Source organism: Pseudomonas sp. Pseusp49 (assembly GCF_059491875.1).
In genome coordinates this window covers 2,088,601-2,103,657 of the sequence record NZ_CP168514.1, presented here as the reverse complement: position 1 = coordinate 2,103,657, position 15,057 = coordinate 2,088,601, and the positions used below count along the sequence as shown (strand labels likewise).

Here is a 15,057-nt window from a genome sequence, read left to right as displayed (position 1 = left end):
CACCCGGACACAGTCTATAGAAGCGTCAACGCCGGGCACATTAACCCTTGGTCGCGTCGTAGGCTACTTTTGCCTGCGCTACAACGCCAGTTTTCAATGCTCAAATCGCCGAAATCATTCGGTTTTTTTGCCACTGAGGCGCTCAAAAGCGTGACTGCTGCGTGTGACGAAACCTGTATCGGCGCGAATCACAAAAAATGCGCCGATATCGTGTTTTTCCGCGTAGTCCCAACCGCGTTCCGGCCCAAGAATCAGCAACAGCGTCGACAAGCCATCGGCCATCAACGCTGAAGGATGAATCACCGTGACGGACGCCAGGGCGTGTGAGACGGGCGCACCGATGCGGGCATCGAAGGTGTGGGAAAAACGCTGCCCGCCCTGCTCGAAATAATTCCGGTAGTCGCCGGAAGTGGAAAGGCCATAACCGTCGACCGCAACAATGCGCTCGGCGACCTGTTGGTCATCGCGCGGCTCTTCCAGGGCAATGCGCCACGGCGAACCGTCGGGCTTCTTGCCGGCCGCCTTGAGCTCGCCTGTCGCCTCTGCCAGGTAGTCGTGGATGCCCATCGCCTCAAGTTTTGCGGCAATCGTGTCCACCGCATAACCGGCGGCGACGCTATTGAAATCGACCTCCACGGCGGCGTCCTTGCACAAATTGTCGCCATCGATGCGCAAGTGCTGGTGGCCGACGCGCTGGCGGACTTCAGCGAGCGCTTCGGCGGTCGGGACCTTCTCCTCCCGGGCCTGCGGACCAAATCCCCAGAGGTTCAGCAATGGCTCCACCGTCAGGTCGTAGGAACCCTCGCTTTGAATGGACAGTTGCTCGCCCACGCGGACCAACTCGAGGATCGACGCCGGCATTGCCTGACAGCGGTTGGCCGGTAATGCATTGAAGCGTTCGATGTCCGAGTCGCTGCGGTAAGTCGACATTTGCCGGTCCACGTCAGCGAGGATTTGCTCGACCTGGACACGGACTTCGCCAGGTGCTGGAAGGCCGGCATGGCGTACGTACTTGATCGAATAAGTGCTACCCATGGTCGGGCCGCTGAAGCTTTCCAGGGAGTCGCCGTTGCCGCAGGCAGACAACACCCCCATCAGCGCCAGAAAAAAAACCTTCCATCCGCTCAAGAACAATCTCACCTTTTCTGATGCCCTGATAAAAGATCGCAGCCTTCGGCAGCTCCTACAGGATTGCATACGAATGCACCTTTGTAGGAGCTGCCAGAGGCTGCGATCTTTTGATTTTGATCGTTTTAGCATCACACAAACAAAAACGCCCCAACCAAAGTCGGGGCGTTTTCATGTGCGGCTAAGGCTTAGCGCGGGAATGCTGGCGGGTTTACACCGGCCATGTCTTCCATCACGCGAACCACCTGGCAGCTGTAACCGAACTCGTTGTCGTACCAGACGTACAGAACAACGCGGTTATCCTGGGTGATGGTCGCTTCAGCGTCCACTACGCCTGCGTGGCGCGAGCCAACGAAGTCGGTGGAAACCACTTCCTGGGAGCTCACGTAGTCGATCTGCTTGTGCAGATCCGAGTGCATGGCCATCTGGCGCAGGTACTCGTTGATCTCTTCGCGAGTGGTGGCCTTTTCCAGGTTCAGGTTCAGGATGGCCATCGACACGTTCGGCGTAGGAACGCGAATCGCGTTGCCGGTCAGCTTGCCCTTGAGCACTGGCAGCGCCTTGGCGGCTGCGGTGGCGGCACCGGTCTCGGTGATGACCATGTTCAGCGGCGCGGCGCGGCCACGACGGCTGCCCTTGTGGAAGTTGTCGATCAGGTTCTGGTCGTTGGTGAACGAGTGAACGGTTTCGACGTGGCCGTTGACGATGCCGTACTTGTCGTTGACTGCCTTGAGCACCGGCACGATGGCGTTGGTGGTGCAGGACGCCGCCGAGATGATCTTGTCGTCAGGGCTGATGTCGCCGTGGTTGATGCCGTGCACGATGTTCTTCAGTGCGCCCTTGCCAGGTGCAGTGAGGATCACGCGGGCAGCGCCCGGGCAGGCCAGGTGCTGGCCCAGGCCGTCGGCGTCACGCCATACACCGGTGTTGTCGACGATCAGAGCGTTTTCGATGCCGTACTGGGTGTAGTCGACTTCGGCCGGGCTCTTGGCGTAGATAACCTGGATCAGGTTGCCGTTGGCGGTGATGGTGTTGTTGGCTTCATCGATGGTGATGGTGCCATCGAACGGACCATGCACCGAGTCACGACGCAGCAGGCTGGCGCGCTTGACCAGGTCGTTCTCGGCGCCCTTGCGGACAACGATGGCACGCAGGCGCAGGCCGTCGCCGCCACCGGTTTTCTCGATCAGGATGCGCGCCAGCAGACGGCCGATACGACCGAAGCCGTAGAGGACAACGTCGGTGCCTTTGCGGGCCGATGCGTTTTGCTGGCCAACCACGTCGGCCAGTTCTTCACGGACGAACTGCTCGGCAGTACGGCCATTGCCTTCGGCCTTGAACTTGGCCGCCAGCTTGCCCAGGTCCACCGAAGCGGCGCCGAGCTTGAGTTCGCTCATCGCCTTGATCAGCGGGAATGTTTCGTGGACGGACAGCTCGCTTTCGTCGGACTGACGGTGACGAGCAAAGCGGTGAGCTTTGAGAATCGCAATGACTGAACGATTGATCAGGCTGCGGCCATAGATCGAGCTCACCACGTTGTTATTGCGGTAGAGCTGACCGATAAGCGGAATCATCGCTTCTGCGAGTGCTTCACGGTCGATCCATTCACCAAGACACTGGTCGGGCTTCTGAGTCACGGGAACCTTCCACATGTAGGGGCAGAAAAAAGGGGCTACATTATGCCGCCGAGTGACAGCCGTAGCAATGCGCGCCCGTCGTGCTTTACGTAACAATTCGTCGTTCAAAAAATTTGCGCCTCGCGCAAACCCAGTAAAACCGGGGCTTTCAGCGCAGTCAATTTTTTGGAGGTCGCGCTACCTTATCCGTAACCCTCCGTAACACTCGTTGTATTTGCCACTACATATTGAGTAATTTCGGGTAAAAAACCCGCGAATTTTATCTTTACCACTACATTTCGCCAAACCCGTGCTTTAGACACAGTCAGCAACTGACAGGCGGCATCCTAGACCGCTACAATTACCGACTTTGTCGCAACGCTTGGAGCTCAACCTTCCGTGCCCGTTCTGCGTCTACCGCTTCTCCCTGCCGCGGCAGGTAAACAGCACTGGGGCAACCTGCCCGGTGCCGCCCTGAGCCTGGCCATTGCCGAGGCCGCCAGCGCTGCCAAGCGCTTTACCCTGCTGCTGACCGCCGACAGCCAAAGTGCCGAACGGCTGGAACAGGAGCTGGGTTTCTTCGCCCCGGATTTGCCCGTACTGCACTTTCCCGACTGGGAAACCCTGCCCTACGACCTGTTCTCGCCGCACCAGGACATCATTTCCCAGCGCATCGCCAGCCTGTACCGGTTGCCGGAGCTGAGCCATGGCGTACTGGTGGTGCCGATCACGACCGCCCTGCATCGCCTGGCACCGACCAAATTCCTGCTCGGCAGCAGCCTGGTGCTGGACATCGGCCAGAAACTCGACGTCGAGCAGATGCGCACCCGACTTGAAGCCACGGGTTATCGCTACGTCGATACGGTGTATGAACACGGCGAGTTCACCGTTCGCGGCTCTCTGATCGATCTGTTCCCGATGGGCAGCAAGTTGCCGTATCGCATCGACCTGTTCGACGACGAAATCGAAACCCTGCGCACCTTCGACCCGGAGAACCAGCGCTCCATCGACAAAGTCGAATCGGTCAAGCTGTTGCCGGCCAAGGAGTTCCCGCTACAGAAAGAAGCGGTCACCCGTTTCAAGGCGCGCTTCCGTGAGCGTTTTGACGTCGACTTCCGCCGCTGCCCGATCTTTCAGGACCTGAGCAGCGGGATTACCCCGGCCGGCATCGAGTACTACCTGCCGCTGTTCTTCGAAGAAACCTCGACGCTGTTCGATTACCTGCCCCAGGACACGCAAGTGTTTTCCCTGCCGGGCATCGAGCAAGCCGCGGAAAACTTCTGGAACGACGTGCGCAATCGCTATGAAGAACGCCGCGTCGACCCGTCCCGTCCTTTATTGCCGCCGGACGAACTGTTCCTGCCGGTAGAGGATTGCTTTGCCCGCCTGAAAAGCTGGCCACGAGTGGTCGCCAGCCAGCAGGACGTGGAGCCCGGCGTCGGCCGCGAACGCTTCCCCGCGCGGGAACTGCCGAATCTGGCCATCGAAGCCAAGGCCACCCAGCCGCTGGCGGCGCTGGCCGGTTTCCTCGACGAGTTCCCCGGTCGCGTGCTGTTCACCGCCGAATCCGCAGGCCGTCGCGAAGTGCTGCTGGAGCTGCTGGAACGCCTGAAGCTGCGACCGAAAACCGTCGACAGCTGGCCGGATTTCGTCGCCGGCAAAGACCGCCTGGCGATCACCATCGCGCCGCTGGATGAAGGCCTGGTACTGGACGATCCAGCCCTGGCCCTGGTCGCCGAAAGCCCGCTGTTCGGCCAGCGCGTGATGCAGCGCCGTCGCCGCGAAAAGCGCGCCGATGCCAACAACGACGCCGTCATCAAGAACCTCACCGAGCTGCGCGAAGGGGCGCCGGTGGTGCACATCGACCACGGTGTCGGCCGTTACCTGGGCCTGGCAACCCTGGAAATCGACAACCAGACCGCCGAATTCCTTGCCCTGGAATACGCCGAAGGCGCCAAGCTCTACGTGCCGGTGGCCAACCTGCACCTGATCGCCCGCTACACCGGCAGCGATGACGCCCTGGCCCCGCTGCACCGCCTCGGTTCCGAGACCTGGCAGAAAGCCAAGCGCAAAGCCGCCGAACAGGTGCGCGACGTGGCCGCCGAGTTGCTCGACATCTATGCACGCCGCGCCGCCCGCGAAGGCTACGCTTTCGCCGATCCGAAAGCCGACTACGCCACCTTCAGCGCCGGCTTCCCGTTCGAAGAAACCCCGGACCAGCAAACCACCATCGAGGCGGTGCGCGAAGACATGCTCGCGCCCAAGCCGATGGATCGCCTGGTGTGCGGCGACGTCGGCTTCGGCAAGACCGAAGTGGCGATGCGCGCCGCGTTCATCGCGGTGCACGGTGGTCGCCAAGTGGCGATCCTGGTACCGACCACCCTGCTCGCCCAGCAGCACTACAACAGCTTCCGCGACCGCTTCGCCGACTGGCCGGTGACCGTGGAAGTGATGAGCCGCTTCAAGTCGGCCAAGGAAGTGAATGCCGCCGTCGCCGATCTGGCCGAAGGCAAGATCGACATCGTCATCGGCACGCACAAGCTGCTGCAGGACGACGTGAAGATCAAAAACCTCGGCCTTGTGATCATCGACGAGGAACACCGTTTCGGCGTGCGCCAGAAAGAACAGCTCAAGGCCCTGCGCAGCGAAGTCGACATCCTCACCCTGACCGCCACGCCGATTCCACGCACGCTGAACATGGCGGTGTCGGGCATGCGCGACCTGTCGATCATCGCCACCCCGCCGGCCCGCCGCCTGTCGGTGCGCACCTTCGTCATGGAACAGAACAAGAGCACGGTCAAAGAGGCCTTGCTGCGTGAGTTGCTGCGTGGCGGCCAGGTCTATTACCTGCACAACGACGTGAAGACCATCGAGAAATGCGCCGCCGACCTCGCCGAGCTGGTACCGGAAGCACGGATCGGCATCGGTCACGGGCAGATGCGCGAACGCGAACTCGAACAGGTGATGAGCGACTTCTACCACAAGCGCTTCAACGTGCTGATCGCCTCGACCATCATCGAGACCGGCATCGACGTACCGAGCGCCAACACCATCATCATCGAGCGTGCCGACAAGTTCGGCCTGGCCCAGTTGCACCAGCTGCGCGGCCGGGTCGGACGCAGTCACCACCAGGCCTACGCCTACCTGTTGACGCCGCCGCGCCAGCAAATCACGCCGGACGCGGAAAAGCGCCTGGAAGCGATCGCCAACACCCAGGACCTCGGCGCGGGCTTCGTGCTCGCCACCAACGACCTGGAAATCCGTGGTGCCGGCGAACTGCTCGGTGACGGGCAGAGCGGGCAGATCCAGGCGGTCGGCTTCACGCTGTACATGGAAATGCTCGAACGCGCGGTGAAATCGATCCGCAAGGGCGAGCAGCCGAACCTCGATCAACCGCTCGGCGGTGGTCCCGAGGTCAACCTGCGGGTACCGGCGCTGATTCCGGAAGACTACCTGCCGGATGTCCACGCCCGCCTGATTCTCTACAAACGCATTGCCTCGGCCACCGATGAGGACGGCCTCAAGGATTTGCAGGTGGAAATGATCGATCGATTCGGCCTGTTGCCGGAACCGACCAAGAACCTGATCCGCATCACTGCACTGAAGTTGCAGGCCGAGCAACTGGGCATCAAGAAAGTCGATGGCGGCCCGCAAGGCGGTCGCGTCGAGTTCGCTGCGCAGACGCCGGTCGACCCGCTGACCCTGATCAAACTGATCCAAAGCCAGCCAAAACGCTACAAATTCGAAGGGGCCACGATGTTCAAGTTCATGGTTCCGATGGAGCGCCCGGAAGAGCGCTTTAATACTGTAGAGGCGCTGTTCGAGCGCCTCGTTCCGAAAACTGCTTGAAGGACGCCGCATGCGCCTGTTCCGTTCACTGACCCTGCTGACCCTTTTGATGCCAGCGCTGGCCGCCCCCATGGCATCTGCCGATGACCTGTATCAGGTCGAAATGATTCTGGTCCGGCAAAACGCCGTGCCGGCGATTGTCAGCCGCGCCGCACCGGAAGACTGGGCCGCTGGCGCCCAACCCGTCAACCCCGACAGCCTGCGTACGCCAAGCCTGAATGGCGAGGTGGAAAAACTCACCAGCAGCGCCGACTACACAGTGCTGCTGCACAAGGCCTGGCAACAGACGCTCGGCGAAAACGCCAGCAAAGTGGCGATCAGTGACGGCAAGGAACAATATGGTCAGTTCCCGATCGAGGGCACGCTGAGCATGAAACTGGGACGCTTTACCGACGTCGACGCCGACTTCTGGGTCAATCAGATCGATGCCAATGGCATGGTGACTGCCAGCGAGCGCTTGAAACAGGAAAGCCATACCAAGAACGGCCAGCTGAACTTCCTCGACAACGGCCACCTCGGCCTGCTGATCAAGATCACTTCGCTGACCGCCCCCGCCCCCCGAGCAGCTCCCGAAGAAATTCCGGACTGATTCCCTATGTCCGCGACCCTGAGCAAACCCCTGGCACCATCCTGGGTCAGCCGATTCAAGGAACAGAGCCTGGAGCGTGGTCGCCGTTACGCGCTGGAGAATCGTGTCAGGATCGTCGAGGCCGGCGACGCAACCATCGTCGCCGCGTGCGAAGGCTCGGGCGGTAACGTTTACCGTCAGACCATTCGCCTGCGCGAGTCAGCCAAAGGCACGCTGCTGATGGTCGATGCCATCTGCTCCTGCCCGGTCCACAGCAACTGCAAACATTGCGCAGCGGTGCTCCTGCAAGTGCAGGAAACCCTCGACTACCCCGCTGCCGCCAAAGACGCCGAACTCCTGGAAAAACTCCAGGCCGTCCTGGAAAACCGCAGCCCGAAAGCCCCGCCACAAGTGCTGGTGGACAATGTGCAACCGGTACCGCGCCTGTGGCTGGCCAGCATCGAGTTCAGCGCCTTCGAACCGCGCAACGGCCGAATGCAGCGTTACATCCAGCATCGGGCGGCGCTGTCTTTCAGCTATCTGGACGAGTACGTGTCCGGACAGAAAAACACCGATATCCTGATTCGCCAGGAAACCCAGACGCTGCGGATAAAACGCCACCCGGACGTGGAACAGTCCTACCGGGAACAGCTGCGAATCCTCGGTTTCAAAGTCGCCACCCGACAAAGCAAGGCCTTGCCGGAAAGTGCCGGCGAGCTGTTCGAAATGGTCAATGACAGTGCCTGGCTGACCTTTACCCTCAATGAACTGCCGAAGTTGCGCACCCAGGGCTGGGAACTGCAGATCGACGAGGACTTCGGCTTCGACCTGACGGCGGTAGACGACTGGTACGCCACCGTCGAACAGGCTCCGGAGCGCGACTGGTTCGACCTGGAGCTGGGGATCATCGTCAACGGCGAGCGCCTGAGCCTGTTGCCGATCCTGCTCAACCTGATGCGCTCCCACACCGAAATCCTCAACCCGGAGCGCCTTGCCCGACGCCGCGACGACGAGTTGATCCTGGTCAACATACCCCATCGCCCGAACTCCGAGCACGGCCCGCTGCAAGTCGCCCTGCCCTTCGGCCGCCTGAAACCGGTGCTGGCGACCCTCGGCGAGTTCTACCTGCAGGAGCCCGGCGACACCACGCTGCGCCTGAGCAAGGCCGATGCCACGCGCCTGAACCCGCTGGAAGACATGCCACTGCTCTGGGAGGGTGGCGAACAGATCCGCACCTTTGCCCAGCGCCTGCGCGACATCAAGGACCACACGGCTGCCGCCCCTGAAGGTTTGAATGCGACGCTGCGCCCATATCAGCTTGAGGGCTTGAGCTGGATGCAATCACTGCGGCAGCTGGAAGTGGGTGGCATTCTCGCGGACGACATGGGCCTGGGCAAAACCCTGCAGACACTGGCACACGTGCTGAGCGAGAAAAACGCCGGCCGTCTCGATCGGCCGTGCATGGTGGTGATGCCGACCAGCCTGATTCCCAACTGGCTCGACGAAGCAGCGCACTTTACGCCGCAGCTCAAGGTACTGGCGCTGTACGGCGCCAGCCGCAAAAAACACTTCGACAAGCTGGCTGACTACGACCTGATCCTGACCACCTATGCGCTGCTGCCCAAGGATGTCGAGCGCCTGGCGGCGCAGCCCTTGCACATACTGGTGCTGGATGAAGCGCAGTACATCAAGAACCCGACCAGCAAGGCCGCCCAGGCTGCCCGCGAGCTCAATGCCCGGCAGCGCCTGTGCCTGAGCGGCACACCGCTGGAAAACCATCTCGGCGAACTCTGGTCACTGTTTCACTTCCTCTTGCCCGGCTGGCTCGGTGACGTCAAAAGCTTCAACCGCGATTACCGCGTACCGATCGAAAAACGCACCAGCGAGGTCAGGCTTCAGCACCTCAACGGCCGGATCAAGCCCTTCCTTCTGCGCCGCACCAAGGAACAGGTGGCCACCGAGTTGCCGCCGAAAACCGAGATCATCCACTGGGTCGAACTCAACGAGGCCCAGCGTGACGTTTACGAAACCATGCGCCTGGCCATGGACAAGAAAGTCCGCGACGAGATCACCCGCAAAGGCGTGGCCCGCAGCCAGATCATCATTCTCGAAGCGCTGCTGAAACTGCGCCAGGTGTGCTGCGATTTGCGCCTGGTCAACGAGGCGACCCTGCCAAGCCGTGGCAGCACCTCGGGCAAACTCGACAGCCTGATGGAAATGCTCGAGGAATTGTTCGAGGAAGGTCGGCGGATCCTGCTGTTCTCGCAGTTCACTTCAATGTTGTCGCTGATTGAGGATGAGCTGAACAAGCGTGGAATCGCCTACGCCCTGCTGACCGGCCAGACCCGCGACCGCCGTACACCGGTGAAGGAATTCCAGAGCGGCAAGCGTCAGATATTTCTGATCAGCCTGAAGGCTGGCGGCGTTGGCCTGAACCTGACCGAAGCGGACACGGTGATTCACTACGACCCGTGGTGGAACCCGGCGACGGAAAACCAGGCGACCGACCGGGCGTATCGCATCGGCCAGGAGAAGCCCGTGTTCGTTTACAAACTGATTGCGCGCGGCACGGTGGAAGAAAAGATCCAGCATTTGCAGAAGGAAAAATCCGACCTCGCGGCCGGCGTGCTGGATGGGCGCAAGGCCGGGGACTGGAAACTGCAGAACGATGATATCGAGGCGTTGTTTGCGCCGTTGCCGGAAAATCTCGGAAAGCGTTGAGATTTATGGTGCCTGAACCGGCCTCTTCGCGAGCAAGCCCGCTCCCACAGGTTTAATGGCGTTCGTAGAGTTTGTGTTCGACGCGGTCACTGTGGGAGCGGGCTTGCCCGCGAAGGGAACAACTCGGTGCCAAGACTGACTCAGCCCTTGAGCACCCGCGCCAACGTCGATTTCACCTTGCCCATGCCGTCATGCAGCGCCTGCTCGATCTCGGCCATGGTAATCACCGCCGTCGACTTGCCCGCCGCCGGGTTTACCACCAGCGCCAGACAGGCGTAATCCAGTTCCAGCTCGCGGGCCAGGGCAGCTTCCGGCATACCGGTCATGCCGACGATATCGCAGCCGTCGCGCTCCAGCCGGGCGATTTCAGCCACCGTCTCCAGGCGCGGCCCCTGAGTGCAGGCATACACACCATGGCTGCTGTAGCCCACACCCTCTGACGCCAGCGCCGCAATCAATTGCTGGCGCAACGGCTCGCTGTAGGGGTAGCTGAAGTCGATATGGGTAACGTGTTCCAGATCATCGGCAAAGTAGGTGTGCTCGCGACCGCTGGTGTAGTCGATCAACTGATGCGGCACGCAGAAATGCCCGGTGCCCATGGCTGCATGGATGCCGCCCACGGCGTTGACCGCCAGAATGGCTTCGGCACCGGCCTGCTTCAGCGCCCAGAGGTTGGCGCGATAGTTGACCTGATGCGGCGGGAAACGATGGGGATGGCCGTGACGCGCGAGGAACAGCACTTCCTTGCCGGCATACTCGCCGATCTGAACGTCGGCCGAAGGGGCGCCATAAGGCGTGTCCACTGCCAGTGACTGGCGAATGCTCAGGCCTTCGAGTTGAGTCAGGCCGGTGCCACCGATAATCGCGTAAACCGTCATAACGAACAGTCCTTAATCAGTCAATTGAGCTTCTTTGAGCGCGCCGACAGCGGCCAGCCAGCGCGGGTCTTGACGGTATTCGGTGCTGGCGAACGACTGGCCGCGCATCCGCGCAATGCGCTCGGAAGGCTTGACCTTCAGACGCTGTGCAGCGCTCAAAGCGAGCTCGGCGGCTGCACGATCGTTGCACACCAGGCCCATGTCGCAACCGGCCGTCAGAGCCGCTTCGATACGACTGGCGGCATCGCCGACCACGTGAGCACCTGCCATGGACAGGTCGTCACTGAAGATCACGCCATCGAACTGCAATTCACCGCGCAGGATGTTCTGCAACCAGCGGCGGGAGAAGCCTGCGGGCTGGGAATCGACCTGTGGATAAATAACGTGGGCCGGCATGATCGCGGCAAGTTGCTTGCTCAACCTGGCAAACGGCACAAGGTCGTTGGCGCGGATCTCATCGAGACTGCGCTCATCATTCGGGATCGCGACGTGGGAATCGGCCTCGGCCCAGCCATGGCCAGGGAAATGCTTGCCGGTAGCGGCCATCCCGGCGCTGTTCATGCCGCGGATGAATGCACCCGCGAGCAAGGCAGCGCGCTCGGGATCACCTTCGAACGAACGGGTGCCGACAACGGCGCTGCGCTGGTAATCGAGGTCGAGCACCGGGGCGAAACTCAGGTCCAGGCCAACGGCCAGCACTTCGGTCGCCATGATCCAGCCGCACTGCTCGGCCAGGTATTCGGCGTTCGGGTTGTCGGCAATGGCGCGCATGGCGGGCAAGCGCACGAACCCCTGGCGCAGGCGCTGCACGCGGCCGCCTTCTTGATCCACTGCCAACAGCAGATCGGGGCGAATGGCGCGAATCGCTGCACTCAGCTCGCGCACTTGACGCGGATGCTCGATGTTACGGGCAAAGATGATCAGGCCACCCACTTCGGGCTGGCGCAACAATTGGCGATCTTCAGCCGTCAGCCAGGTACCGGCGACGTCCACCATCAACGAGCCTTGCAAGCCAGCAGTCATAAAAATTCCTTGATAACAGAAAACCCGGCGCACGCGAATTCGCCGCCAGGGGCAAGGCCTGGCAGATTGGCGAGTTCGATGGGAAACGGGTTCAGAACGAGAGTCGGCATGGGCGGCTAGCTTAGCGGATGTCAGCTGCCGCGCCCACCCGTGCGCGGTTAAACCTTGGCGGCAACCGGTGTCGATTTGCTGCGCGGACGCAATTGGGCAGTGGCCATGGCCGTATCGGTCACACCGGATTCGGCACGCATGCCGGCGGCCAGGAACGGCACCATCAGGCGCATGACCTGCTCGATCGAGGTGTTCACGCCGAAGTCGGTTTCGGCAATCGCGCGCAAGGCCTTGATACCGGACATGCTGAACGCCGCCGCACCCAGCATGAAGTGCACCCGCCAGAACAGTTCGATAGGCGGAATACGCGGCGCCGCTTCGTTGACCAGCATCATGTAGCGGCGGAACACCTTGCCGTACATGTCTTCCAGATAACGACGCAAGTGCCCCTGGCTCTGACTGAACGCCAGCCCCAGCAAACGCATGAAGATAGACAGGTCGTTGCCGCTGCGCGGCTGCACTACAAGGGCCTGCTCGACGAGGATTTCCAGCAACTCTTCGAGGGTCGGCTTGATTTCAGGCTTGGCCTGACGCCGCTCCAGCTCTTTATCGAGGCTGATGCAGAACGGCCCGAGGAACCGCGAGAAAACCGCCTGGATCAACGCCTTCTTTGAACCGAAGTGATAGTTCACCGCCGCCAGGTTGACACCGGCCTTGCTGGTGATCAGGCGCAACGAGGTTTCGGCGAAACCTTTTTCCGCAAACAACTGCTCGGCTGCATCAAGAATGCGTTCAACGGTTTCCGACTGGGCCATGGCTACTCCGCCTGACAAACACTTGTTTGAAACATACGTTTCAGCCTGTGCCTTGTCAAGTCTGGCAGTTCGTTTCGGGAATGGTCGGTCAGACATTTAACCACACAACGGCGAAGCTTCAATCCACTGACTGATTGACCGTCTGGCGGCGACTGAAAAATGGAGCATTGCCAAGACCGACTTACTGTATATAATCCCAGTCACTGTATAAAAAAACAGAGCGATCAATATGCTAAAGCTGACGCCACGACAAGCAGAGATTCTGGCTTTCATCAAACGCTGCCTGGAAGACAACGGATACCCCCCCACCCGTGCGGAAATCGCTCAGGAGCTGGGTTTCAAGTCACCCAATGCGGCGGAAGAGCACCTCAAGGCGCTGGCCCGCAAGGGTGCTATCGAGATGACGCCTGGCGCCTCTCGTGGCATTCGCATCCCCGGCTTCGAAGCCAAGGCCGACGATTCCACCCTGCCAATCATTGGCCGGGTCGCAGCCGGCGCCCCGATTCTCGCGCAGCAACACATCGAAGAGTCCTGCAACATCAATCCTGCCTTCTTCCATCCACGCGCCGACTACCTGCTGCGAGTCCACGGGATGAGCATGAAGGATGTCGGCATTTTCGACGGCGACCTGCTGGCCGTCCACACCACCCGCGAAGCCCGTAACGGCCAGATCGTGGTTGCACGAATCGGCGACGAAGTGACCGTCAAGCGCTTCAAGCGTGACGGCAGCAAAGTCTGGCTGATCGCCGAGAACCCCGAGTTCGCCCCTATCGAAGTGAACCTTCAAGATCAGGAACTGGTGATCGAAGGCTTGAGTGTCGGCGTGATTCGCCGCTAAAGGAGGCTCCATGCAGTTCCCACAGCCATCACCACAGCAAACCCAACTGCCGTTGTTCGAAGCGTTCATGGCACAGCCATTGGCGCCGATCCTGAAAGACGTAGTCGAGTCCCCCTGGAGCGCCGAACCTGACGTTTTCAGCGAGCTGTCACTGCGTGGTGCAGCCGGGAACTGCCTGAGCCTTCTGGCACCGATCCTCAGGGAACTGAGCCAGGAGCAGGACGCACGCTGGCTGACACTGATCGCGCCGCCCGCCAGCCTGACCCAAGCCTGGCTGCGAGATGCCGGCCTCAACCGCGAGCGCATTCTGTTGCTGCACCCCCGGGGCGCCCAAAGTGCTCAGCAACTGACCTGCGAAGCCCTGCGTCTTGGGCGCAGCCATACGGTTGTCAGCTGGCTCAACCCGTTGAGCAGCCAATCCCGGCAACAGCTGATCAGCGCCGCCCGGACCGGGGACGCTCAGAGCCTGAATATTCGCTTGGGATAACTGACAGCCGGGGCGCGAGCTTCACCGCGCGAGGCTTCTCCAGGGAGAGAGAAGCCGATGTGTAGCAACATCAGGAAAACCGACGGACGGGGATCAATGAAGAACCCGAGGCCCCTCGTCCTTGTCGAGTTCACCTTCAACCAGGCGACCTGCCATCTGGACTCCCACGCTCAACATCGCCTTGGCGACTTCCACGTGCTGCCCTTGCAGGAACGCTTTGGCGTCCTCGGAGAAATCCAAAGTAACCAGAGAACCCTCGTCCTCGGCCCTGCGCAGCTCGATACGGCCGTCTGGTAACTCGACAATTTCTAGAAAGGACGTTGGCATAAAGGACTGTTCTCCACGAAAGGCGGGGATTATATAGGCATCGGCCAGGCTTCGCTCGGGATCTTGACCAGATGCCATCCCAAAACTGTTTCTGTCAGCACTCGTTCAAGCCTTCGCGAAAGCGGATCGCCAATCCTTTCAGATTCTGGCGCCAGCTCTCCAGCTCTTCCCGACTCAGTTCCTCTGGCTCATCCACTTCATCCAGATTGACCGCCTGAATCAGTGGCTGGGTCACGTCCCCTTTTGGCTTGTGGGGCGCGCGCGGCGGTTGAAACAACGCAGCATGGGCAGCCAATAACTTGGCCAGCCAGGTCTCCGGGTTGTTGGCCAGTTCGACCAGCTCGGCCATTTCCGGAATGGCGATGGTTTCCAACACTTCGCGAGTCAGCAGCAGCTCCGCACGGGGTGCATTAGCCTGAGGCAGGCGATAGAAGCCGGCGATTTCATGACACAGGCCCAACAGCGCGCCGTACAGGTGAAACAACGCCGATTCGCGTCCGGCCTGGATCAGCGCCAGCGAATTCATCGCCCGACCCTCTTCAGTGCGCGCCAGTGCTTCCAGCGACAAGCCGGCGAAGTAAATCTTCTGATTGGTGCGGGTATAAAGTTCGTGGGCCATGACGGCAGCCTCCACAACGAAATAATTGCTTCATGCAGGTCCTGTGTAGGAGCGAGCCTGCTCGCGATGGACTTGAGAGCAACGCGGGCATCCTGAAAGCCCGCGTTATCGTTGACGACCATCGCGAGCAGGCTCGC

The 15,057-nt window shown here is 60.9% G+C and carries 12 protein-coding genes; 5 read left to right on the top strand and 7 right to left on the bottom strand.

Features of this window, described 5'->3' with window-relative positions:
- Positions 1-114: 114 nt before the first annotated feature.
- Positions 115-1,095 (bottom strand): FAD:protein FMN transferase, encoded by a 981-nt coding sequence (locus ACEN83_RS09375; RefSeq protein WP_495580860.1) that lies wholly within the window; start codon positions 1,093-1,095, stop codon positions 115-117.
- A gap of 221 nt (positions 1,096-1,316) precedes the next feature.
- A complete protein-coding gene (locus ACEN83_RS09370) occupies positions 1,317-2,780 on the bottom strand; it encodes a glyceraldehyde-3-phosphate dehydrogenase (RefSeq protein WP_007984273.1) in 1,464 nt (487 codons plus the stop codon).
- A 363-nt stretch (positions 2,781-3,143) separates the two neighbouring features.
- On the opposite strand from ACEN83_RS09370, the gene mfd reads away from it, so the two are divergent.
- From mfd to ACEN83_RS09355, 3 genes are read left to right on the top strand one after another with little or no spacing between them, the layout of a single operon-like run.
- Entirely contained in the window at positions 3,144-6,593 is a 3,450-nt protein-coding gene (mfd, locus tag ACEN83_RS09365) for a transcription-repair coupling factor (protein WP_495580085.1), read from the top strand.
- Positions 6,594-6,603: 10 nt separating this feature from the next.
- Complete coding sequence (locus ACEN83_RS09360) at positions 6,604-7,182, top strand: CsiV family protein (protein WP_495580084.1); 579 nt, start codon at positions 6,604-6,606, stop codon at positions 7,180-7,182.
- A 6-nt stretch (positions 7,183-7,188) separates the two neighbouring features.
- Positions 7,189-9,882, top strand: coding sequence for a DEAD/DEAH box helicase (locus tag ACEN83_RS09355; protein WP_116582102.1), 2,694 nt, complete (start codon positions 7,189-7,191; stop codon positions 9,880-9,882).
- 140 nt (positions 9,883-10,022) lie between these two features.
- Here ACEN83_RS09355 and ACEN83_RS09350 read toward each other — a convergent pair whose 3' ends face one another.
- The 3 genes from ACEN83_RS09350 to ACEN83_RS09340 form a co-directional block, all read right to left on the bottom strand.
- Entirely contained in the window at positions 10,023-10,760 is a 738-nt protein-coding gene (locus ACEN83_RS09350; protein WP_495580083.1) for an S-methyl-5'-thioinosine phosphorylase, read from the bottom strand.
- Between the two features lie 12 nt (positions 10,761-10,772).
- The gene (nagZ, locus tag ACEN83_RS09345) at positions 10,773-11,783 is read right to left on the bottom strand and encodes a beta-N-acetylhexosaminidase (RefSeq protein ID WP_495580082.1); all 1,011 of its coding nucleotides are present in this window, start codon (positions 11,781-11,783) and stop codon (positions 10,773-10,775) included.
- A gap of 158 nt (positions 11,784-11,941) precedes the next feature.
- On the bottom strand, positions 11,942-12,649 hold the full coding sequence (locus ACEN83_RS09340) for a TetR/AcrR family transcriptional regulator (protein ID WP_007974041.1): 708 nt from the start codon (positions 12,647-12,649) through the stop codon (positions 11,942-11,944).
- Between the two features lie 229 nt (positions 12,650-12,878).
- Between ACEN83_RS09340 and lexA the strand changes: the two genes are divergently transcribed.
- Both lexA and sulA read left to right on the top strand, forming a co-directional pair.
- Complete coding sequence (gene lexA / locus ACEN83_RS09335; RefSeq protein ID WP_007974043.1) at positions 12,879-13,487, top strand: transcriptional repressor LexA; 609 nt, start codon at positions 12,879-12,881, stop codon at positions 13,485-13,487.
- Positions 13,488-13,497: 10 nt separating this feature from the next.
- Complete coding sequence (gene sulA, locus ACEN83_RS09330) at positions 13,498-13,974, top strand: SOS-induced cell division inhibitor SulA (RefSeq protein ID WP_429381505.1); 477 nt, start codon at positions 13,498-13,500, stop codon at positions 13,972-13,974.
- Positions 13,975-14,067: 93 nt separating this feature from the next.
- On the opposite strand, the gene ACEN83_RS09325 is transcribed toward sulA, so the two are convergent.
- Positions 14,068-14,301: a hypothetical protein gene (locus ACEN83_RS09325; RefSeq protein WP_007974047.1), complete on the bottom strand. Its 234-nt coding sequence runs from the start codon at positions 14,299-14,301 to the stop codon at positions 14,068-14,070.
- Between the two features lie 94 nt (positions 14,302-14,395).
- Positions 14,396-14,920, bottom strand: coding sequence for a DUF6586 family protein (locus ACEN83_RS09320; protein WP_015095954.1), 525 nt, complete (start codon positions 14,918-14,920; stop codon positions 14,396-14,398).
- Positions 14,921-15,057: the final 137 nt, after the last annotated feature.